At 53.7% G+C, this 20,857-nt stretch carries 19 protein-coding genes; 7 read left to right on the forward strand and 12 right to left on the reverse strand.

The window, feature by feature from the left end; translation table 11 throughout:
- Nucleotides 1-109 precede the first annotated feature (109 nt).
- The 7 genes from mhpT to OGV85_RS23880 form a co-directional block, all read right to left on the reverse strand.
- Nucleotides 110-1,324, reverse strand: coding sequence for a 3-(3-hydroxy-phenyl)propionate transporter MhpT (mhpT, locus tag OGV85_RS23850; RefSeq protein WP_008320943.1), 1,215 nt, complete (start codon nucleotides 1,322-1,324; stop codon nucleotides 110-112).
- A 68-nt stretch (nucleotides 1,325-1,392) separates the two neighbouring features.
- The gene (gene mhpE / locus OGV85_RS23855) at nucleotides 1,393-2,406 is read right to left on the reverse strand and encodes a 4-hydroxy-2-oxovalerate aldolase (protein WP_003021379.1); all 1,014 of its coding nucleotides are present in this window, start codon (nucleotides 2,404-2,406) and stop codon (nucleotides 1,393-1,395) included.
- Entirely contained in the window at nucleotides 2,403-3,353 is a 951-nt protein-coding gene (mhpF, locus tag OGV85_RS23860) for an acetaldehyde dehydrogenase (protein WP_003021377.1), read from the reverse strand. Before mhpF ends, mhpE begins: the two co-directional genes overlap by 4 nt.
- The gene (gene mhpD / locus OGV85_RS23865) at nucleotides 3,350-4,159 is read right to left on the reverse strand and encodes a 2-keto-4-pentenoate hydratase (protein WP_061548194.1); all 810 of its coding nucleotides are present in this window, start codon (nucleotides 4,157-4,159) and stop codon (nucleotides 3,350-3,352) included. The genes mhpF and mhpD overlap by 4 nt, the downstream gene beginning before the upstream one ends.
- 9 nt (nucleotides 4,160-4,168) lie before the next feature.
- Nucleotides 4,169-5,035 carry a 2-hydroxy-6-oxonona-2,4-dienedioate hydrolase gene (gene mhpC / locus OGV85_RS23870; RefSeq protein ID WP_032948657.1) on the reverse strand — a complete coding sequence of 289 codons (867 nt, stop codon included), beginning with the start codon at nucleotides 5,033-5,035 and terminating at the stop codon, nucleotides 4,169-4,171.
- Between the two features lie 28 nt (nucleotides 5,036-5,063).
- Nucleotides 5,064-6,008: a 2,3-dihydroxyphenylpropionate/2,3-dihydroxicinnamic acid 1,2-dioxygenase gene (gene mhpB, locus OGV85_RS23875; RefSeq protein WP_061548195.1), complete on the reverse strand. Its 945-nt coding sequence runs from the start codon at nucleotides 6,006-6,008 to the stop codon at nucleotides 5,064-5,066.
- Nucleotide 6,009: 1 nt separating this feature from the next.
- A complete protein-coding gene (locus OGV85_RS23880; protein ID WP_061548196.1) occupies nucleotides 6,010-7,674 on the reverse strand; it encodes a bifunctional 3-(3-hydroxy-phenyl)propionate/3-hydroxycinnamic acid hydroxylase in 1,665 nt (554 codons plus the stop codon).
- Nucleotides 7,675-7,865: 191 nt separating this feature from the next.
- On the opposite strand from OGV85_RS23880, the gene OGV85_RS23885 reads away from it, so the two are divergent.
- Nucleotides 7,866-8,678, forward strand: a complete 813-nt coding sequence (locus OGV85_RS23885; RefSeq protein ID WP_061548199.1) for a DNA-binding transcriptional regulator — start codon at nucleotides 7,866-7,868, stop codon at nucleotides 8,676-8,678.
- A 165-nt stretch (nucleotides 8,679-8,843) separates the two neighbouring features.
- On the opposite strand, the gene OGV85_RS23890 is transcribed toward OGV85_RS23885, so the two are convergent.
- Both OGV85_RS23890 and OGV85_RS23895 read right to left on the reverse strand, forming a co-directional pair.
- Entirely contained in the window at nucleotides 8,844-9,860 is a 1,017-nt protein-coding gene (locus OGV85_RS23890; RefSeq protein ID WP_071684509.1) for a hypothetical protein, read from the reverse strand.
- A 77-nt stretch (nucleotides 9,861-9,937) separates the two neighbouring features.
- On the reverse strand, nucleotides 9,938-10,660 hold the full coding sequence (locus OGV85_RS23895) for a hypothetical protein (protein ID WP_086503752.1): 723 nt from the start codon (nucleotides 10,658-10,660) through the stop codon (nucleotides 9,938-9,940).
- Nucleotides 10,661-11,078: 418 nt separating this feature from the next.
- Between OGV85_RS23895 and OGV85_RS23900 the strand changes: the two genes are divergently transcribed.
- Nucleotides 11,079-11,420, forward strand: coding sequence for a hypothetical protein (locus OGV85_RS23900; RefSeq protein WP_054528128.1), 342 nt, complete (start codon nucleotides 11,079-11,081; stop codon nucleotides 11,418-11,420).
- Between the two features lie 136 nt (nucleotides 11,421-11,556).
- Here the strand turns inward: OGV85_RS23900 and OGV85_RS23905 are convergent, their stop codons facing one another.
- Together OGV85_RS23905 and OGV85_RS23910 are read right to left on the reverse strand one after the other, a co-directional pair.
- Nucleotides 11,557-12,033 (reverse strand): cold-shock protein, encoded by a 477-nt coding sequence (locus OGV85_RS23905; protein ID WP_003021353.1) that lies wholly within the window; start codon nucleotides 12,031-12,033, stop codon nucleotides 11,557-11,559.
- Between the two features lie 86 nt (nucleotides 12,034-12,119).
- Nucleotides 12,120-12,365, reverse strand: coding sequence for a YmjA family protein (locus OGV85_RS23910; protein WP_003021350.1), 246 nt, complete (start codon nucleotides 12,363-12,365; stop codon nucleotides 12,120-12,122).
- Between the two features lie 377 nt (nucleotides 12,366-12,742).
- Between OGV85_RS23910 and OGV85_RS23915 the strand changes: the two genes are divergently transcribed.
- Both OGV85_RS23915 and OGV85_RS23920 read left to right on the forward strand, forming a co-directional pair.
- Nucleotides 12,743-13,519, forward strand: coding sequence for an MBL fold metallo-hydrolase (locus OGV85_RS23915; RefSeq protein ID WP_181522616.1), 777 nt, complete (start codon nucleotides 12,743-12,745; stop codon nucleotides 13,517-13,519).
- Nucleotides 13,520-13,537: 18 nt separating this feature from the next.
- Nucleotides 13,538-14,488: a GlxA family transcriptional regulator gene (locus OGV85_RS23920; RefSeq protein ID WP_003021344.1), complete on the forward strand. Its 951-nt coding sequence runs from the start codon at nucleotides 13,538-13,540 to the stop codon at nucleotides 14,486-14,488.
- On the opposite strand, the gene OGV85_RS23925 is transcribed toward OGV85_RS23920, so the two are convergent.
- The gene (locus OGV85_RS23925) at nucleotides 14,485-15,147 is read right to left on the reverse strand and encodes a class I SAM-dependent DNA methyltransferase (protein ID WP_003847664.1); all 663 of its coding nucleotides are present in this window, start codon (nucleotides 15,145-15,147) and stop codon (nucleotides 14,485-14,487) included. The two genes, OGV85_RS23920 and OGV85_RS23925, sit on opposite strands and share 4 nt — an antisense overlap.
- Nucleotides 15,148-15,257: 110 nt before the next feature.
- On the opposite strand from OGV85_RS23925, the gene OGV85_RS23930 reads away from it, so the two are divergent.
- From OGV85_RS23930 to OGV85_RS23940, 3 genes are all read left to right on the forward strand, one after another.
- On the forward strand, nucleotides 15,258-16,340 hold the full coding sequence (locus OGV85_RS23930; protein ID WP_181522617.1) for a LacI family DNA-binding transcriptional regulator: 1,083 nt from the start codon (nucleotides 15,258-15,260) through the stop codon (nucleotides 16,338-16,340).
- Between the two features lie 121 nt (nucleotides 16,341-16,461).
- Nucleotides 16,462-19,545, forward strand: a complete 3,084-nt coding sequence (locus OGV85_RS23935; RefSeq protein WP_181522618.1) for a beta-galactosidase — start codon at nucleotides 16,462-16,464, stop codon at nucleotides 19,543-19,545.
- Between the two features lie 51 nt (nucleotides 19,546-19,596).
- Nucleotides 19,597-20,850: an MFS transporter gene (locus OGV85_RS23940; protein ID WP_003021333.1), complete on the forward strand. Its 1,254-nt coding sequence runs from the start codon at nucleotides 19,597-19,599 to the stop codon at nucleotides 20,848-20,850.
- Nucleotides 20,851-20,857 lie beyond the last annotated feature (7 nt).

Genomic DNA, 20,857 nt, shown 5'->3' on the forward strand with positions numbered 1-20,857 from the left:
TAACGCCTCCGTTGCCAGGCTTTATGTAAACTCTGGCAACGTCCTCACCGACTGGTGTTCACCCGGAAGTGGGAACCGTATCTCCCTGCTCATACTACCGAATGAGCGCTTAAGCACCGCTGGCAGGGATCGGCATCTGCGATTTGCGGCTCATCAGAATAAATACCGCCAGCCCTGCCAGCAATATCCCCGGCGCAGAAGCCGCCATCACCCCTACCGTTCCGGTGCCGAGCGCTAACATTTTCCCCGCCAGCAGCGGACCGCTCATCGCGCCCAGACGACCGACGGCGACAGCGGTACCCACGCCGGTGGCGCGGATCTGCGTGCTGTAAAACAACGGTGCCAGCGCATACAACACGCTTTGCCCACCGGTGGCAAACATCCCCGCCACAAATCCCGCCATCAGCATGCCGCTCAATGACGATACCGTGCCCAGCGCCAGCAGTGAAGCCAACATCCCGGTGTAGATCAAAAGTGACATCACCACCGGACGCAGTTTGTCCATCAACGCCCCGAGAATTAACGTCCCGCTGGCCGCGCCGATTTGCAGAGCAAACATCACTCCTGCTGCCTGCGAGGGCTGAAAGCCCTGCTCGACCAGCAGCATCGGCAGCCAGTTGATCAGCATATACACCACCAGCAGGGTGAAGAAATAGCACAGCCACAGCAGCAGCGTGGCTGTCGCGGTGGTTGGCGCAAACAGAGCGCGCAGCGGCGCGGCAGCCACCTGCGTTTGTTGGGTATAAACCTGTGATTCCGGCAGCCAGCGCATTAACAGCGGAACCAGCAGCAGCGGGATCACCCCGCCGACCCAGAACACGGTTTGCCAGGCAGAGGCCAGACCGCTAAACCCGAGCGCTGCCGCCAGCGCCGCGCCAATCGGCACACCGCAGTACATCAGGCTCACCGCCGTCCCACGAAAACGCGGGCCCGCCGCCTCAGAAGTCAGCGCGATCAGATTCGGCAACGCCGCACCCAACCCAACACCGGTCATCAGGCGAGCAAACACCAGCGATGAGAAATCCCAGGATATCGCCGTCGCCAGTGAGAACAGGCCGAACAGCGCCACGGAGGCAATAAGAATGCGTTTGCGGCCATAGCGATCGGCCAGCATGCCACCCACCAGCGCGCCGGGCAGCAGCCCAAGAATGCCCGCGCTGAAGATCCAGCCCATCTGCATTTTATCCAATGCAAACGCATGGGCGATACCGACGGCAGCGATCCCGGCGGCCTGTAAATCCAGCCCTTCCATCAGGGCGACTAAAAAACACAGCCCGACGGTCAACGTCAGGCGGGATGAGGATGCGGGGGTACGGGTAGTCATAAGATGTACCTCTGAGGTCACGATGCAGGTGAATCGCGGCTGATACGTTGCCAGCCGCGTAATCATTTTTATTTTCTGTTGCGCAGATCCAACGCCACGTCGACGATCATATCTTCCTGGCCGCCCACCATCCGGCGTTTGCCCAGTTCAACCAGAATATCTACCGCGCTCAGGCCATAACGCGCCGCCGCCACTTCGCAGTGGCGCAGGAAGCTGGAGTACACCCCAGCATAGCCCAGCGCCAGCGTTTCGCGGTCCACCCGCACCGGGCGGTCCTGCAGCGGACGCACCAGATCGTCGGCGGCGTCCATCAGCGCATACAGATCGGTGCCGTGCTGCCAGCCAAGCTTATCCGCCGCGGCGATAAATACCTCCAGCGGCGCGTTGCCTGCGCCTGCGCCCATACCGGCCAGACTAGCATCGATACGATCACAACCCTCTTCTACCGCAGCAATCGAGTTCGCCACGCCAAGGCTCAGGTTGTGGTGGGCGTGCATCCCGGTTTCTGTTTCCGGCTTCAGCACCGCTTTCAGGGCGCGGAAGCGGTCACGGATATCAGACATGTTCATCGCCCCGCCTGAATCGACCACATAGATACAGGTCGCACCGTAGTTTTCCATCAGTTTCGCTTGCTGTGCGAGGTTTTCCGGCGTGGTCATATGACTCATCATCAGAAAACCGACGGTGTCCATGCCCAGTTCACGCGCATACTGAATATGCTGGGCCGACACGTCCGCTTCGGTGCAGTGGGTCGCCACACGCACAACGCGCGCCCCAGCCTGATACGCATTTTTCAGGTCATGAATCGTGCCAATGCCCGGCAACAGCAGCGTGGCGATCTTGGCGTGCTTGACCACGTCCGCCGCCGCTTCAATCCACTCCAGGTCGCTGTGCGCACCAAAGCCATAGTTAAAACTGGAACCCTGCAGACCGTCGCCGTGCGCCACCTCAATGGAATCCACCCTCGCGTCGTCCAGCGCTTTGGCAATCTGGCGCACGTTTTCCAGCGAATATTGATGACGAATGGCGTGCATGCCGTCGCGCAGGGTCACGTCAGAGATATAGAGTTTTTTACCGTTCATGCTGCTTCTCCTGCCTGACGAGTGAGGGACTGCGCCATTTTCTCAGCGGTCGCCAGCGCGCTGGAGGTCATAATGTCGAGGTTGCCCGCATAGGCAGGTAAATAGTGCGCCGCGCCTTCCACTTCCAGATACACCGCGGTTTTCAGCCCGAAGAACTGACCGATGCCCGGCAGATTGACCGGTTTATCCTGCGGGATGACTTCAAACTGGACACGCTGTTTCAGACGATAGCCCGGCACGTACGCCTGCACCGCCGCCGCCATCTCATTAATCGATGCTTCAACTTCAACCTCAGAGGCCGCTTCGCTCAGCACATACACCGTGTCGCGCATCATCAGCGGCGGCTCGGCCGGGTTAAGGACGATAATCGCTTTACCTTTTGCCGCCCCGCCAACCACTTCAATCGCCTTCGAGGTGGTTTCGGTAAACTCATCGATATTAGCGCGCGTGCCAGGACCCGCAGATTTACTGGCGATCGAGGCGATAATTTCGGCGTAATGGACTTTTGCCACGCGAGAAACTGCCGCCACCATCGGGATAGTCGCCTGCCCGCCGCAGGTCACCATATTAACGTTCTGCTGATCAACGTTGGCCTCCAGATTCACCACAGGCACGCAGTACGGGCCGATTGCCGCGGGGGTCAGGTCGATCAGGCGGATCGCTGGTTTAACGGCGCGCAGCGCGGCGTCGTTCTTCACATGCGCGCCTGCGCTGGTGGCATCAAAAACAATGTCGATGTCGGCGAATTCCGGCATGGCGATAAGCCCTGTCACCCCTTCATGGGTGGTGGCAACGCCCATGCGTCGGGCACGCGCCAGACCATCAGAATCAGGATCGATACCGACCATCACCGCCATTTCCAGATGTACGCCGTGACGCAGAATTTTTATCATCAAATCGGTACCGATGTTGCCGGAGCCGATAATGGCGACTTTACGCTTACTCATGACTGACTTCCTTTTGTAACCGCCGCTGAAAAGGTGGCGGCAACTGAACCAATACCGTCGATATGGGCCTCGAAACGATCGCCCGCATTCACCGCCACCATCGGGCCTAACGCTCCGGTGAGAATGATATCTCCGGCACGTAGCGGCTCGCCGAGGCTGGCCATTTTGCGCGCCAGCCAGACGGCGGCGTTGATCGGATGTCCCAGGCATTCGCTGCCGCGTCCGCTGGAAACCTCTTCGTTGTTGCGCGTCATTTTCATCGCGCAGTTTTTCAGATCTATTCCTGCCGGACGCTGTGCCGGGCCGCCGACCACATACACCCCGCAGGAGGCGTTATCCGCCACGGTATCAACAAACTTGATTGACCAGTCACGGATACGGCTGCCGACCACTTCCAGCGCGGGCAGCACCCACTCGATGGCGTTATACAGCTCGTCAAAGGTAGTGTCGGCATTGGGCAGATCGCGGTTCAGCACCAGCGCGATTTCCGCTTCAATACGCGGTTGCAGCACGCGCTCAAACGCAATGGTGTCGTTATCGCCGTAGCACATGTCGGCAAACAGCGTACCGAAGTCCGGCTGATCGACGCCAAGCTGCTGCTGCACTTTCGGGTGTGTCAGCCCTACTTTGCGCCCGACCACGCGACGCCCGCGCGCCACTTCATACTGCACGTTGATGCGTTGAATGGCGTAGGCCGCTTCGGCGTTATCCACACCAATCAATTCACGCACTGGGGCGATGGCTTCCCCTTTTTCTTCAGCCTGACGTAAATCGGCGGCCAGCTGCTCAAGATTATGATTCGTCATGTCCGTTCCTTAAGGGCGTGCGAGGAAGTTCAGCACCAGCTGGTTAAAGGCATCCGCATGCTCCCACTGCGCCCAGTGTCCGCAGTCGCGGTAGATATGCAGCTCAGAACCGGCAATTCCGGAGAGCAGGCGCAAACCGACATCCATCGGCACAAAGCGGTCATTGCGTCCCCAGACAATCAGGGTCTGGGCTTTGATTTCACCCAGACGCGGGCTGAAATCCGGGAACTGTTTCGGGTTGGCCTCCAGACTCTGGACAAAGTTTTCCAGGTGATCGCGACGCGACAGCATGTTATTCAGGCGTGCCTCAAACAATGCCTCGGTCAGGTCGCTGGTGTCGAAGACAAAGATCTCCATCATCAGCTTCAGGTTCTCGATGGTCGGCTCGCGGTACAGCTGATTCAGGCGTTTGATACCTTCGGTCGGCATCGGGGTAAACAGACTCATGCCGCCCGTTCCGCCGCCCATTAACACCAGTTTGCCCACGCGCTCCGGCCAGCTCAGGGTAAACGCCACAGCACTGTGACCGCCCATCGAGTTACCCAGCAGGTGGACTGTTTGAATATCCAATTGATCGACAACGCTTTTCAGGATGCGAGCGTTGAGATCAGATCGCGAACCGCGGTTAACGATCCCATCGCTTTTGCCCCAGCCAGGACAATCCAGCAGGATCACCCGGTATCCGGCCTGTACCAGCGGATCAATATTGCGGCTGAAGTTTGCCCAGCCCGTCGCGCCAGGACCGGAGCCGTGCAGCAGCACGACGGTCTCTTCACCCTGTCCACAGTCATTGAAATGCACGCGTAGTGTTTCGCCTGCTTCCTGCACCTCCAGAAAACGACTGGTAGCGGCTTCGGTTTGCGGTTGATAAGTCATGATGTTCTCCTGCATATTCAGTTCTGTTTTAGTTCTGCGTAGTGGCACTCAGAGAGCCGAATCCGGCGATCCACTCCGGGATCGGGCGGTAATAACGACCTTCGCTGCGCCAACTGCCAAAGGCAGAAATGGCGGCAAAGGCGGCAACCCAGGTTTTAACTTCGTGCGTTGATTTGCCCGCCATCGCGGACAGCTCTTCGTTACTGACCGCGTCCATTTCCTGCAAACGCCCCTGCTCAAGCAGGGTCATAAAACGGTTATCCCAGACGGGGTTAAGCGGGTGCAGCGTGTTTTGATCGACCACGAACTTCTCGGCGGCGCTGATCACCCGCTGCTGGCGCAGCTCGCGCTCGTTTTCAGGTAACTGTTTGCCGCTGCCGAGCAGGCGGTCACGCATATGGGCATCAGCCTTCGCCAGTTCCGGGACCGGTGGTTGATGCGACAGCCCGCCGGAGCCTAAAAACAGCACGCGCTTATTCAGCGAGCTGGCGAAACGGCCAATCGCTTCCCCGAGCAAGCGGGTACGCTGAAAGCCCGGCAGCGGCGTGGCGACGCCGTTAATAAACACCGGCAGCACCGGCACCTTATCCAGACCGCCGAGCAAAAACTCCAGCGGCTGCGCGAAGCCGTGATCGACCTGCATGTTGTAGGACACGGCAAGATCGATGCCGCTTTTCATCACCGCGTGGGCGCAGGCTTCAGCGAGATCTGTCGGCACTGGCAGTTCTCCCGCTGCGCTGCCGAAATCGCCGATCGCCGTGGCTCCCACGCCTAAACAGAACGGCGGCATCACATCGTAAAAAAAACCGTTGTAGTGATCGGGGGCAAACAGCACTACCAGTTCCGGGTCGAACGCCGCAATACGCGCCCGGGCGCTGGCGATCACGCCGTTAACCTCGTCAAGCACAGCCTGAGCCGGGTCGACATAGCCCACCAGCGGCGAGTGGGAAAGACAGTGAAGATAAGCGTGCATATCAGGCAACCTTTTCAACAGGAATATCGGCAGTAGCGCGGGTAAGTGTCATCACCGACGCCAGTTTATTCAGGGTGCTGCCCAGGGTTTGCGGAATGGCGATGGCGGCCACGAAGCGGTCCGGGCGCATTACCACCAGCGCGGCGTTGTGCTGGGCAAACCACGCGCGCAGGCGGTTTTGCGTATCACCAATGCGGGTAACGCCGTCGTGGTTATCCTGATCGGTATGTATCTGCGTATCCGGCACGACCTGGATAAAACGCGTCCCCAGCGCCTGCCACTGTTGGATCTGCGACTCGCTCATGCCCCATAGCGGGTTACAGCCCCAGCCAATCACCGCGAAATTCGGTCCAATAACGTTGTCGAGCAGCGTCACTTCGCCCGATTCCAGCGTCACCTTCGGCTGGATAAACATCTTGCCGACCGGAGACGTTCTCGCGTCACCCTCACGCACCAGTGCTCCAACATGGTATTGCGGCATCGGCTTAAAGCGCATTTCGAGGAAGTAGCGTTTGACCGGCGGAATATAATTCAGCAGCCAGGAAACCCCGTCGCGCACCGCGCCGTGCCAGCGTTTTGGCGGCGCCAGCACGTTGCCAGCGGTCACGGAGAGATCGATCATCGCTTTGGCGTGGTCGCGGCGTTCCTGCTGGTAGGTATCCAGCAGCTCATCACCGGCTTTGCCCTTAATGACCAGCGCCAGTTTCCACGCCAGATTGAAAGCATCGCGCATGCCGCTGTTGTACCCCTGCCCCTGCCAGACCGGCATAATGTGCGCCGCATCGCCCGCCAGCAGCACGCGGTCAATGCGAAAACGTTCGGCCAGACGGGCGTTATGGGTATACACGCGCTGGCGGATCAGTTCGACGTTGTCCGGGTTCGGCAGCACTTTGCTCAAAAGCTGACGCATATTCTGCGGTTCACTGAGCTGCGCTTCGGTTTCCCCCGGCATCACCATAAATTCAAAGCGACGCACCGCGTGCGGCAGCGCAGCGGAGACATACGGGCGCACCGGATCGCAGCACAGATACACATGCGGTGTGCTGAGCGGATCGTTGGCGATATCCACCACAATCCACTGATTCGGCGCGGTTTTGCCTTCAAACGGCACATTCAGCGAGCGTCTGACGTTACTGCCGCCGCCGTCGCAGGCCACCAGCCACTGGGCCTTCACCGTTTCACGTTGACCGTCCGGCGTTTTCAGATTCAGCGTCACTTCGCCGTTTTGCTGGCTGAAGGCCTCCAGTTCGCGGGAGAACAGGCAGCGCACGTTGGGAAAACGCGACAGCCCTTCCAGCATCACCGCATCCACCTGTGGTTGAATAAACGCATTGCGGCGCGACCAGCCAAATTCGTCGGTCATCGGCTGGATATCAGCAAAGCAGCGGCCTTTCGGCGTGAGAAAGCGCATCGCGTGCCACGGCGTGGTGTGCGGCAAAACGCGCTCGACCAGCCCCACAGACTGCATGGTGCGCAACGCTTCATCGTCAATGCCGATGGCTCGGGGATAGTCGATCAGCGTGTCGAGCTTCTCCACCACCAGCACGTCAATGCCCATCTGGCCAAGATAGTTGGCCATCATTAGCCCCACCGGGCCGGCACCGGCAATCGCCACCTGCACGGTGTGCTGCACAGCTGGTTGGATATCCGGGTTTTTTGTTGTCATTTCAGAACCTCACGACTCGGACAAAACGCAATTGCGGACCCTGGTGAGGCGCAATCTGTTTTGTTAAAAATATGTGAATAATTTTTTGTTGTGCGGTCAGTATAGGAGTGAGTTTTTGCGCTACAATCAAAACATGCCTGGATGTGCACTAAGTGCACAACGTTGTTTTACCTGTAGATTTGTCAATGAATATGAAAAATGACGAGAGCACTGAGTACAAAACCGTACGCGGATTAACGCGCGGGTTAATGTTATTAAATATGTTAAACCGGCTCGATGGTGGGGCCAGTGTTGGCTTACTTGCTGAGTTAAGCGGCCTGCATCGCACCACGGTCAGACGGCTGCTGGAAACCCTGCAAGATGAGGGTTACGTTCGGCGCAGCCTGTCCGATGACAGCTTTCGCTTAACCATTAAAGTCCGCCAGCTCAGCGAGGGATTTCGTGACGAGCAGTGGATTTCCGCACTCGCCGCCCCGCTGCTGGGGGATTTGCTGCGCGAGGTCATCTGGCCGACCGACGTTTCCACGCTGGATGTGGACGCGATGGTGGTACGTGAAACAACCCACCGCTTTAGCCGCCTGTCGTTTCACCGGGCGATGGTCGGGCGTCGTTTGCCATTGCTGAAAACCGCATCCGGCCTGACCTGGCTGGCATTCTGTCCGGAGAATGAACGTCAGGAACTGATTGAAATGCTGGCCTCCCGACCAGGAGAAGCGTTCCAGCTTGCGCGCGAACCGCTGAAGCTCAATGCCATTTTAACCCGGGCGCGAAAAGACGGTTTTGGTCAGAACTATCGCGGCTGGGACCAGGAGGAAAAAATCGCCTCCATCGCCGTCCCCATCCGTAGCGAACAGCGGGTGATCGGCTGCCTGAATCTGGTGTATATGGCCAGCGCCATGACCATCGAACAGGCTGCGGAAAAGCATCTTCCGGCCTTACAAAAGGTGGCGAAACAGATAGAGGACGGCGTCGAGTCGCAGGAGATTTTGGTGGCCGGGAGGTGAGATGGATCACAGTTGTTGGCGGTGAGAATCCGCGCAGGATATGGGTTGGTACGAAGATCAGCTTGAGGTCATTTCTGGTTCGTTTACGCTGCAATTGGTACATAAACGGCAATCATCGTTGAAACATTCGAGGATTGCCATTGGGATTAAAATCACAACGATACATTACACAGGCTGATTAAATTCGACATAAACCGTATAGTTTTCATCTTGCTCTCGATTGAGATCCACACTCGCGCCAGCTGAGCCTTTAAACCCATTCATGCCAAATCCTAAACGACTCTCTTTGTTTGAGGAAAATACACTCTTCTTTTTCAGTTCCAGTTCCGCACTTAAGCAGCCACCTATTTCTCTGGCAAATACAATGCTTTCCCATGATGGTTCATACGGTAACCAACTGAATTCTTTTCGTTCCAGAGTCATACCTTTTACCCATTCGCGCCCCGCTAAAGTAATTACTCGTTTATCACTACCGATATTCGTCGTAGCTGATTTTAAACTTATGTTAGCCTCAACTGAACTAACAGGAAGTTCCGCGTCTATTTCTGCTTTCGCAGCACTTAATAAATTCGACTTATTTTCCTTGCGAAACTCTATTTTCGTCGCCCCCAGATTTACAAAGACCCTGATCATCTCAGCTTCTCGTTCCTGAAGTAGGATATCATCTAAGCTATCACTGAGAATATAGAGATCCTTTTTAGACTCATTATCCTCTGACAGAGGGTGTCTGATGTAAGCCTGGTTTATCTGCGGATGGCCAGGTTGAAAACGATAATTTGCCCCGATGGCCGTTTCTATGGACATACTTATACGTTTTAAATATTTATCAAATGAACTCGCAGACTGTCTCAAGCTGGCAACGGAAACATCTTCTTCATCTTTTTTCGAAAATAATTGATATAAAGAATAGGCGGCAGGGGCTGCATTAACAAGAACTGCCACAGGCAAAGGCAGTAATCTTGCAGCCATCTCAAGAGCAATATTTGCCACCAGGGGATTTATCATTTTACGGTCACTATTTTCTGGTTCACCTCCACTCTTAGAAGACGAAAATGACTTACCCTTCTTCACTGTATTTTCAAGCGGTATTTCTTCCCCTTCGGAAATTAACGTCGTTATTATTTCCTCAGTCGAAGGTTCATCCTGAAGATCTTCATCCACAATAAATATTAAGTTTCCCATAATATCCCTAAGTATATAATCAGCTCTGGTTATATAGACAATCAAGCCTATATTCATGTCAAGTTTTTACAATAAATTTAATTATTTATATAATTTCTGCATTCATCAGATCTTGCAAACAAATCATCATCTCGACAAGCTATTCTAATAGCATCGACAAGATTATCATTACTGATGGGAGTCCAGAAATTATTGACAATTAGATATTTTTGACGTTTAACCCCATCTCTAACATTTAACTTTATTAATACAGATTCAAGCTTTTCCATATATTTATTATTTGATTTGGTTTTATATTCTGCAAATACCACAGCATATTCAGGTTCTGCATAATCTCTCGCTACCAATGGAGGAACAAGAAAATTCACTTCAGACCTGGCATCCAATATGTAGCCATTCATTTCCTTATACTCATATGCAGGCATAGAGGATGTATTTCCGCCGGGTATTGAAACACCATTTTTGGTGAACACTCCCGTGACGTCTTTAGTAATCCGATATATTACTTTTTGTGTCAGATCAGGGACTATTCTGAACTGTTCTATAACCTGATCGGTCGAACTTTTATTCGTTAAGTTAAATTCATAATTCCTACCCGAGGATTTAACATATTTAACTTGTACATCCCCTGTCAAAAAATCGAAAATATAGTTGCCAAGGAATGCAAGCAAACCAGTAGCTGCAAGCCATAAAATAAAACCATTAATTTTTTTGTGAAATGGTATACAAACAGTCTTATCCTTAGAATTCTTTTTGGATGTGTTGGAACGAGGAGGTCTTTGTTTGTTATTCCTTGCCATTTGTAATTATCACCCTAATATTCTGAACTTGATAGATGAATAGTTGTAATGTGAATTCTGTTTCAAGCTAAATATAACCATCCACGTAGATTGCTTCCTATGTTACTTTACTAGTATTTTTTTACAATAGCTTGTAGGGTCAAAGCGGCTATAAGTAACTACCAAATTTAGTTGATATTTGGAATTATTAAGAATTTTTAAGATGCTGAAGAAATTTTCTTACATATGTCGCAATGCATTCTTTCACACTTGCCAGACTATCTAAATCCTTAGGTGCTGGATGTCTATAGAGGGTTAAGAGGGAAGTTAAAGTAGCCGGATTTCAATGCCTCTTTCAGGAGCGCTGATGTTTAGCAGTGGGTTATCATAAGGCGCTATGTTAGTTTATACAGATTATTTTATCATTAAAGGAGATGTTATGGGTGTTGAGTTTCATATAACAAGAGCTGAATTTTGGGCAGATAATGATGATGCGCAGATAACATCTGATGAATGGCTTCACTACATTAATAGCGATAATGAATTAAGCAGATATATTATAAATGGCGATTATCACGCCTTGTGGTCAGGCCCCTCGTTATACGCAGAGCCATGGCTTGACTGGAGCGCAGGTAATATTTATACAAAATGGCCAGACACATATCTTTACAGAAAGATGTTGGGGATTGCAAAAAGTCTCAACGCCCAGGTAATGGATGATGATGGTACAATTTACAATGACGAATCACAGTGGGAATACGATCCTTTATCCTCGGGCTAATGACAGTTTAACAAAGAAGCCCAGACCAGCCGCATATCTACTCCAGACTCACAGCAATCACATACTGAATATAAAAAAACCGAAACCCCGCTCCTGAAAAGAGCAGCGTTCCGGTTTTTATTCAGTCTGAAGGGCTTCAGACCTTAAGCAGTTTCACCGTCTCGTCAATGTCGATTTCATCTTCAGAGAAAATCAGCGTCGTGCCCTGGAAGGTGGTGATAGCCAGCTTTTTCAGCGTGCGCATTTCACCAGGCTTCACGTCTGATTTTGGTCGGATGCTGTTCATCAGCACGCCGACAGACAGCACTGCATTTTCTTTGTCGATACGGGTCTCTACAGGGACTTCTTCACTGTAGACCAGGAATGACTTGATCGAGGTGAGCTTCAGACGCTCGCCTGCGATATAGATGTACTTGCTGTCTGGTATGACTTTTACCGCGTAGGCAGACAAGCCTTTGTTATTGGTGGTGGGCTCAAAAGTCACCGCCGCGTCTTTCTTGATCAGCTCAGGATTAGCAACCTTAATCACATGAAAATAGCGATTGTCGCCGTTTTCATCTTTGATAAATCCAAAGCCTTTATCTTTAAACCACGTTGTGATTGTTCCGTTCATTGCTGTTTCCGCCTGATTAAACCTATTACTCGTAGAGTATACCTACTCAATTTGCGCGCAGTGTAAAACACAGGCCATACCTTTGGCTACTCGTTACCCCAACGATTGAGGAACTCCGCGATATCATCGATACGCTGAGCGTCGACACCGGCCACGGTTGCCATCTCCTGCTGCGCTTCTTCGCTGATCTCTTCGTTGTTCATCAAACGGGTAATCAACTGCTGGAAGTAGTGCGCCAGCGCGTCACGTTCTGTGTCGCTCACCGGCTTTGCGGCCTCGGTCGCGTACTCGTCGGCGATATCATAATATTTAAGCGGAATGTCGTTGTTCATCAGTTGCTCCGGGGGGATATGCGTGTGCCAGCAGTTGCCTGCCGCGTCTGATGTGAATGATAGCATTCTTATTTCATGGTTCGCGATCTGTTTTATTGGTCACTATGCATTACATATATCAATAATGTTTTCTGGCACCACTTCGTATTTAATAAATTTTTCCGTATTTAAGTAACAGCACTCTTATTCATTTCGAGATAATGGCTGCGAATTAAATAACGAGCTACAAAGGAAATATTAAATTACTTTAATTACATAATTGATATATGTAATCTGCTATTGGCCCAATCCCATCGCTAGTCGCCCATTTGCCCACATTCATCTTCTGGACAACACTCTACGATGACACCACTGATCCAACACGTGGAGCAAACATCATGAACATCACGCAAATCCGTAACGCCACGCAGCAAATCACCTTTGGCGGTAAAACTTTTCTGTTTGATCCGATGCTAGCGGATAAAGGTACTTATCCGGGCTTTGCCGGAACGGCTCGCGCCGAGATCCGCAACCCGACCGTTGATCTGCCTGTCGATATCGACACGCTGCTCAACGTTGATGCGCTGATCGTGACCCATCTGCATGAAGACCACTGGGATGAAGCAGCGGCTCGTGTCGTGCCGAAAGACAAACCGATTTATGTGCAAAACGATCGCGATGCGCAGGTACTGCGGGGACAAGGTTTCACGCAACTGACCGTACTGACGCAAAACACCGCGCTTGGTGATATCACCCTGCGTAAAACCGGCGGCCAGCACGGTTCGGATCGCGCTTACGCCATCCCGCAAATGGCTGAGCGTCTGGGTGATGCCTGCGGGGTTATCTTCCAGCATCCGGCGGAAAAAACACTGTATCTGGTCGGGGACACCATCTGGCGCGACGAGGTGGAAACCAACATGCGGACTTTTCAGCCAGGCGTGGTCATTCTGAACGCAGGCTTTGCCCACGTTATCGAGTTTGGCCCAATTATCATGGGCGCGGAAGATGTGCTAAAAACCCACTTCGTACTACCCGAGGCACAAATTTTGGCGACCCACATGGAGGCGATTAACCACTGTCTGCTGACCCGCGCGGCCTTGAAAGAGTACGCCCGCGACAACCAGATTGCGCAATTCGTTAACGTGCCGGAAGATGGCGAAACCCTGACGTTTTAAACTCCACAGAGGAATCGTATGCAACCGCTTAACGTCGCCATTGTTGCCGTGGAAGATTTCAGCCCGTTTCACTTCTCAGTGCCGTGCATTATTTTCAGTGACAAAGTGGCGGCGAAAAAGCGCTTTGAGGTGCAACTGTGCGCCGAACAGCCGGGCATCGTTTCCTCGCAGGATGGCTTCGCCATTACCGCAGCCTACGGCTATGAAGCGGTGGAGGCCGCCGACATCGTAGTGATCCCCTGGTGGGGCACCACGGCACATCGACCACCACAAAGCCTGCTTGATGCGCTCAACCGCGCACGACAAAACGGCGCGCAAATTGTTGGGTTATGTCTGGGCGCGTTTGTTCTCGGCTATGCTGGTCTGCTGGATGGCAAACGGGCGGCTACGCACTGGGAATTCGAACAAGATTTTCAGGCGCGCTTTCCGGCAGCCCATCTGGATATCAACGCGCTGTACGTGGATGACGACGGTATTATTACCTCGGCAGGGACCGCCGCCGCGCTGGATTGCTGCCTGTACGTCATCCGCCAGCGTTTTGGCAGCACGGTGGCGAATCAGATTGCCCGACGGATGATTGTGCCGCCACATCGCGAGGGCGGCCAGGCACAGTTTATCGAACAACCGGTAGCGAAAAATACCCAGGATCAGCGCATCAACGCCCTGCTCGACTATTTGCGCCAGCATCTCCACGAACCGCATAATCTCGACGAGCTGGCGCAGCGAGTGATGATGAGCCGTCGTACCCTCACTCGTCATTTTATGAAGGCCACCGGGTCAAGCGTAGCCGAATGGTTGATTGCCGAGCGCCTGCGCCGTAGCCAGACGTTGCTGGAGTCCAGCCAGTTACCCGTTGAACGCATTGCAGAACAGGTTGGTTTTCAGTCGCCCGTCACCTGGCGCCAGCATTTTAAATCCCACTTTGGTGTTAGCCCGTCTGAATGGCGTAAAACCTTTCGCGGCGATTAGCCTCTTTTTTGCGCCAGCCAGACGGTGTGCCCGGCGCAGTGCGGGTCTTCCATCACCATCTCGACTACCGCAAAACCATGCGCTGACAGCAATGCGCGGTATTCGTCCGGCGCGAGGCTGGCGTGAAACAGCGGCTCACCCTCAAATTGCCCCATCGCGATGCCATTGTCCGTACCGCTGGTAAACATCAGCGCGCTGCCGGGATGGCTGAGGCGGTCAAAAATCGGGAACATCTTTTGCTGGTCCTGCTGAGTTAAATGGAAAAAACTGTCCCAGGCGATCAGACCATCGAAAGTCTCATTGAGTGCCAGTTCGCGCATATCCTGCTCCAGCCAGCGCTGTACGGGAAAAGTGTTTCGGGCCCGCGCCAGCATCGCCGGGGAACCATCAACGCCGGTAAGCTGAAAACCTTGCTGGATAAAATAACCGGCAATCGGCTGACCGTTGCCGCAGCCAATATCCACAATGCTGCCCTGCCCGCCCATCACGGAAATGAATTTATCGAGCCAGCTTTTCTCGAACAAGGTGCGCGAGCGCTGGCTGGCAAAGGCATCCGCATGACGTCGGTAGATGGACAGAATATTATTTGCCGCAGAGTCGCTCACAATGTCCTCACTTTTTTCTTCTGTTAAGAAGAACGACGATAAATCCTCCAGCACACGATCCGCAACCCTGGAATGCGCCTCGCAGAACCTATGCGTAAATCCCCCAAAACCGTCCCGCTGTGGCATCATAGCGCGCAGATAACGTCATGACAGGGGTGATAAACGTGAAACCGGTAACGCTATACGATGTGGCAGACCATGCAGGTGTCTCTTACCAGACCGTCTCGCGCGTCGTTAATCAGGCCAGCCACGTTTCCGCAAAAACCCGACAAAAAGTTGAGGCCGCGATGGCGGAACTCAATTACATCCCTAACCGCGTCGCACAGCAGTTGGCTGGCAAACAGACGCCGCTGATTGGCGTTGTGACGGCGAACCTTGCCCTGCATGCCCCGTCGCAAATCGTTGCCGCCATAAAATCCCGTGCCGACCAGTCCGGTGCCAGCGTGGTGATCGCCATGGTCGAGCGCAGCGGCGTTGAGGCATGTAAAGCCGCGGTCCACAACCTGCTTTCTCAGCGTGTAACCGGGCTTATCATCAACTATCCACTGGATGAAGAAGACGCCATTGCCGTGGCCACCGCCTGCGGTACGGTGCCGGTGCTGTTTCTCGATGTCTCTGACCTGACGCCAATTAACAGCGTGATTTTCTCGCATGACGACGGCGCGCGCCTCGGCGTTGAACATCTGGTGCAGTACGGACATCAGCGTATCGCCCTGCTGAGCGGGCCGCACACTTCCGTTTCGGCAAGGCTTCGCCGTGCGGGCTGGCACAAGTATCTGGAACATTACCAGCTACAACCCGTTGTGGAGCTGGAAGGCGACTGGAGTGCGATGTCTGGTTTTCAGCAAACGATGCATATGCTGAATAACGGTAACCTCCCTACCGCCATGCTGGTCGCTAACGATCAAATGGCGCTGGGCGCGATGCGCGCAATCAGCGAGTTCGGTCTGCGGGTGGCGGTAGATATCTCGGTGATTGGCTACGATGATACCGAAGACAGCGCCTGCTACATTCCACCGCTGACCACCATCAGGCAAGATTTTCCGTTATTGGGTGAAACCAGCGTCGACAGGCTGCTGCAACTTCCCCGTGGCGAATCAACCGTGGGCAACCAACTGCTGCCCGTCACCCTGGTTAAGCGCAAAACGGTTCTGCCACCCAACACCCAAACCACCTCACCCCAGGCGCTGGCCGATTCATTGATCCAGCTCGCGCGGCAAGTTTCTCAGCTCGCACCCAAATTGTGAACGCACAACAATTGTGTGAGTCAGTTCACTCATTGAACGCCCCAGCCTTTACAGTTGGGATCGCTTATCCGTATTTTGATTGAAATTGTGAGCGAATAACAAATTCAAACAGGATACCGTTATGAACCTGAACACAGATTCACTCTCCGCTGTTCTGGCCCGCCGTGACTGGGAAAATCCCGGCGTCACGCAGCTCAACCGCCTGGAGGCGCATCCACCGTTCTGTAGCTGGCGTTCAGCAGATGACGCACGTACTAATCAGCGTTCGAGTCAGTTACGCTCGCTGAATGGCCAGTGGCAATTTGCCTGGTTTGCCGCGCCGGAGGCTGTGCCGGAAAGCTGGCTGACGAGCGATCTGCCACAAGCTGATACTATCAACGTCCCCTCTAACTGGCAGATGGACGGTTACGATGCGCCAATTTATACCAACGTCACCTACCCAATCCCGGTTAACCCTCCGTACGTTCCGGCACAGAACCCGACAGGATGTTACTCGCTCACATTTAATATTGACGATATCTGGTTAGATGGGGGTCAGACGCGCATTATTTTTGACGGCGTGAACTCCGCATTTCATTTGTGGTGCAACGGCCGCTGGGTCGGCTACGGACAGGACAGCCGCCTGCCATCTGAATTCGATCTTAGCGATTATCTACAGCACGGCGAAAACCGTCTGGCGGTGATGGTGCTGCGCTGGAGCGATGGCAGCTATCTGGAAGACCAGGATATGTGGCGCATGAGCGGTATTTTTCGCGACGTATCTTTGCTGCATAAGCCCACAACGCAAATTCGCGACCTGCGCATTAATACCCGGTTTAACGACGACTTCAGCCGCGCCACGCTGGCAGCGGAAGTCAGAGTAGCGGGCAACGCGAGCGAAGATTTACGCGTAGCCCTGCAATTGTGGGAGGGAGAAACGCTCACAGCCGAAACGAATTCCCCACTCGGCAGTGAGATTATTGATGAACGCGGTGCTTATCATGACCGGGTGACTCTGTGTCTGAACGTCGAAAAACCGGCTCTGTGGAGTGCCGAAACGCCCAATCTGTACCGCGCCGTTGTGCAGTTGCGCACCGCGGACGGAGCGCTGATAGAAGCGGAGGCCTGTGACGTCGGCTTTCGTCAGGTTTGCATTGAAAACGGACTGCTGTTACTCAATGGTAAGCCGCTGTTGATTCGCGGTACCAACCGCCATGAGCACCATCCGATTAACGGCCAGGTGATGGATGAGGCGACGATGGTACAAGACATCATCCTGATGAAGCAGAATAACTTCAACGCCGTGCGCTGCTCCCATTACCCAAATCACCCGCTGTGGTACACCCTGTGCGATCGCTACGGCTTGTATGTCGTCGACGAAGCCAACATTGAAACCCACGGCATGGTGCCGATGAATCGCCTCACCGACGATCCCGCATGGTTGCCTGCCATGAGCCAGCGCGTCACGCGCATGGTGCAGCGCGATCGCAACCATCCGAGCATTATCATCTGGTCTCTGGGCAATGAATCCGGCCATGGCGTCAATCACGACGCGCTCTACCGCTGGATAAAATCAGAAGACCCGTCACGCCCGGTACAATATGAAGGCGGCGGTGCAAATACCGCAGCGACCGATATTATTTGCCCGATGTACGCCCGCGTCGATCAGGATCAACCCTTCCCCGCCGTCCCCAAATGGTCGATTAAAAAGTGGCTGTCGATGCCCGGCGAGCAGCGTCCGCTGATCCTTTGTGAATATGCCCACGCCATGGGCAACAGTTTCGGTGGCTTTGCCAAATACTGGCAAGCGTTCCGTCAGTATCCGCGCCTGCAGGGCGGATTTGTCTGGGACTGGGTGGATCAGTCGCTGACCAAATATGATGAGAACGGTAAAGCATGGTCAGCCTACGGTGGCGATTTTGGCGACACACCTAACGATCGTCAGTTTTGCATGAACGGGCTGGTGTTCGCCGATCGCACCCCACACCCGGCGTTATACGAGGCCAAACATGAACAGCAGTTTTTCCAGTTCACGTTACTGCCGGGCGCTGAACGCCAGATTGAAGTGACCAGCGAATATCTGTTCCGCCGCAGCGATAACGAAGTTCTGCACTGGTCTATTGCCCAGGACGGCAACCCACTGGCCGCCGGAGAAATCGTTCTGGATATCGCTCCACAGGGTCGCCAGGTGATTACCCTGCCAGATGTCCCGATGCCGGAAACCGCAGGTCAGCTGTGGCTGACGGTACGCGTAGAACAACCTCAGGCAACCGCGTGGTCAGACGCCGGGCACATCAGCGCCTGGCAGCAATGGAAGCTTCAAGAGAAGCTCAGCCTGACGCAACTGCCGTCTGCCCGCACCGCGCCACAGCTCAATGTGAGCGAAAACGTCTTTACTGTTGAGAACGACAACAAGCGCTGGCAATTCGACCGTCAGTCTGGCCTGCTGACACAGTACTGGATTGGCGATTCAGCCCAACTGTTAACTCCGCTTACTGACCAGTTCACCCGCGCCCCGCTGGACAACGACATCGGCGTGAGCGAGTCAACCCGCATCGACCCGAACGCCTGGGTCGAACGCTGGAAGGCCGCCGGTCACTATCAGGCTGAAGCAACGTTACTGCACTGTGCTGCCAATACGCTGAGCGATGCGGTACTGATCACCACTGAACATGCGTGGCAGTATCAGGGCGAAACGCTGTTCATCAGCCGAAAAAGCTACCGCATTGACGGCAAGGGTGAAATGCAGATAACGGTGGATGTCGACGTTGCCAGCGGTACACCGCATCCGGCCCGCATCGGCCTGAGCTGCCAGTTAGTGCAGGTCGCAGAGCGAGTGAACTGGTTAGGTCTCGGTCCACATGAGAACTACCCGGACCGTCTGGGCGCCGCCTGTTTTGATCGCTGGGATCTGTCGCTTGATGAGATGTACACCCCGTATGTTTTCCCAAGTGAAAACGGTCTGCGCTGCGGCACGCGCGAACTGCATTACGGCGCGCACCAGTGGCGTGGGGACTTCCTGTTCAACATCAGCCGCTTTAGCCAGCAGCAACTGATGGCAACCAGCCACCGCCATTTGCTGCAGCCTGAGGCGGGCACCTGGCTCAATATTGATGGCTTCCATATGGGCGTTGGCGGCGATGATTCGTGGAGCCCTTCCGTGTCGCCGGAATTTCTGCTGAGCGCCGGACGCTACCACTTCCAGTTCGTCTGGGGCCAAAAATAATAATATAAGTTGGGCAGGCCCAAACCTGCCCGCATTTATAGGAAGTCTGTTATGTATTATTTAAAAAACACTAACTTTTGGATGTTCGGCTTTTTCTTCTTCTTTTACTTTTTTATTATGGGTGCGTATTTCCCCTTCTTCCCCATCTGGTTACACGAGGTAAACCATATCAGCAAAGGCGATACCGGCATCATCTTCGCCTGTATCTCACTGTTTTCTTTGTTATTCCAGCCAATTTTCGGACTGCTCTCCGACAAGCTTGGCCTGCGTAAACATCTGCTGTGGGTAATTACCGGCATGCTGGTAATGTTTGCCCCGTTCTTTATTTACGTTTTTGGTCCGTTATTACAAGTTAATATTTTACTGGGTTCAATTGTCGGTGGGATTTACCTTGGCTTTATTTACAATGCCGGCGCTCCGGCGATTGAAGCCTATATTGAAAAAGCCAGCCGCCGAAGCAACTTTGAATTTGGTCGCGCGCGCATGTTTGGGTGCGTGGGCTGGGCGCTGTGCGCCTCGATTGCCGGCATTATGTTCACCATCAATAACCAATTTGTCTTTTGGTTAGGCTCCGGCTGCGCGGTCATTTTGGCATTGCTGCTGTTATTTTCAAAAACAGATGCCCCCTCTTCTGCAAAAGTCGCGGATGCGGTAGGCGCCAATAACTCGGCATTCAGCCTGAAGCTGGCGCTGGAGTTATTTAAACAACCAAAACTTTGGTTCCTTTCCCTGTACGTAGTTGGCGTTTCCTGTACTTACGATGTGTTTGACCAGCAGTTCGCCAACTTCTTTACCTCGTTCTTTGCCACCGGCGAACAGGGCACCCGCGTGTTTGGCTACGTCACGACAATGGGAGAATTACTCAACGCCTCAATCATGTTCTTTGCGCCGCTGATTGTGAATCGCATCGGCGGGAAGAACGCCCTGCTGCTGGCAGGTACGATTATGTCGGTAAGGATTATTGGCTCCTCATTCGCCACTACTGCGCTGGAAGTCGTTATTCTCAAAACGTTGCATATGTTTGAGATACCGTTCCTGATCGTCGGTTGCTTCAAATACATCACCAGTCAGTTTGAAGTGCGTTTCTCGGCGACGATTTATCTGGTGTGTTTCTGCTTCTTCAAACAGTTAGCAATGATTTTCATGTCAGTTCTGGCCGGGAAAATGTATGAGAGTATTGGTTTCCAGGGGGCGTATCTGGTGCTGGGGATTATTGCGCTGAGCTTCACGCTGATTTCCGTATTTACCCTTAGCGGGCCGGGGCCGTTTTCCCGCGTTTTCACCCCGGCAAGTAAACAAGTCTGAAGACAAA

This window comes from Citrobacter sp. Cf132 (assembly GCF_030333885.1).
Taxonomy (GTDB): Bacteria; Pseudomonadota; Gammaproteobacteria; order Enterobacterales; family Enterobacteriaceae; genus Citrobacter; species Citrobacter freundii.

What these genes read in the sequence shown, in the direction of transcription:
- mhpT (WP_008320943.1), bottom strand. Translation starts at nt 1,324, where the DNA reads ATGACTACCCGTACCCCCGCATCCTCATCCCGCCTGACGTTGACCGTC.
- mhpE (WP_003021379.1), bottom strand. Translation starts at nt 2,406, where the DNA reads ATGAACGGTAAAAAACTCTATATCTCTGACGTGACCCTGCGCGACGGC.
- mhpF (WP_003021377.1), bottom strand. Translation starts at nt 3,353, where the DNA reads ATGAGTAAGCGTAAAGTCGCCATTATCGGCTCCGGCAACATCGGTACC.
- mhpD (WP_061548194.1), bottom strand. Translation starts at nt 4,159, where the DNA reads ATGACGAATCATAATCTTGAGCAGCTGGCCGCCGATTTACGTCAGGCT.
- mhpC (WP_032948657.1), bottom strand. Translation starts at nt 5,035, where the DNA reads ATGACTTATCAACCGCAAACCGAAGCCGCTACCAGTCGTTTTCTGGAG.
- mhpB (WP_061548195.1), bottom strand. Translation starts at nt 6,008, where the DNA reads ATGCACGCTTATCTTCACTGTCTTTCCCACTCGCCGCTGGTGGGCTAT.
- OGV85_RS23880 (WP_061548196.1), bottom strand. Translation starts at nt 7,674, where the DNA reads ATGACAACAAAAAACCCGGATATCCAACCAGCTGTGCAGCACACCGTG.
- OGV85_RS23885 (WP_061548199.1), top strand. Translation starts at nt 7,866, where the DNA reads ATGAAAAATGACGAGAGCACTGAGTACAAAACCGTACGCGGATTAACG.
- OGV85_RS23890 (WP_071684509.1), bottom strand. Translation starts at nt 9,860, where the DNA reads ATGGGAAACTTAATATTTATTGTGGATGAAGATCTTCAGGATGAACCT.
- OGV85_RS23895 (WP_086503752.1), bottom strand. Translation starts at nt 10,660, where the DNA reads ATGGCAAGGAATAACAAACAAAGACCTCCTCGTTCCAACACATCCAAA.
- OGV85_RS23900 (WP_054528128.1), top strand. Translation starts at nt 11,079, where the DNA reads ATGGGTGTTGAGTTTCATATAACAAGAGCTGAATTTTGGGCAGATAAT.
- OGV85_RS23905 (WP_003021353.1), bottom strand. Translation starts at nt 12,033, where the DNA reads ATGAACGGAACAATCACAACGTGGTTTAAAGATAAAGGCTTTGGATTT.
- OGV85_RS23910 (WP_003021350.1), bottom strand. Translation starts at nt 12,365, where the DNA reads ATGAACAACGACATTCCGCTTAAATATTATGATATCGCCGACGAGTAC.
- OGV85_RS23915 (WP_181522616.1), top strand. Translation starts at nt 12,743, where the DNA reads ATGAACATCACGCAAATCCGTAACGCCACGCAGCAAATCACCTTTGGC.
- OGV85_RS23920 (WP_003021344.1), top strand. Translation starts at nt 13,538, where the DNA reads ATGCAACCGCTTAACGTCGCCATTGTTGCCGTGGAAGATTTCAGCCCG.
- OGV85_RS23935 (WP_181522618.1), top strand. Translation starts at nt 16,462, where the DNA reads ATGAACCTGAACACAGATTCACTCTCCGCTGTTCTGGCCCGCCGTGAC.
- OGV85_RS23940 (WP_003021333.1), top strand. Translation starts at nt 19,597, where the DNA reads ATGTATTATTTAAAAAACACTAACTTTTGGATGTTCGGCTTTTTCTTC.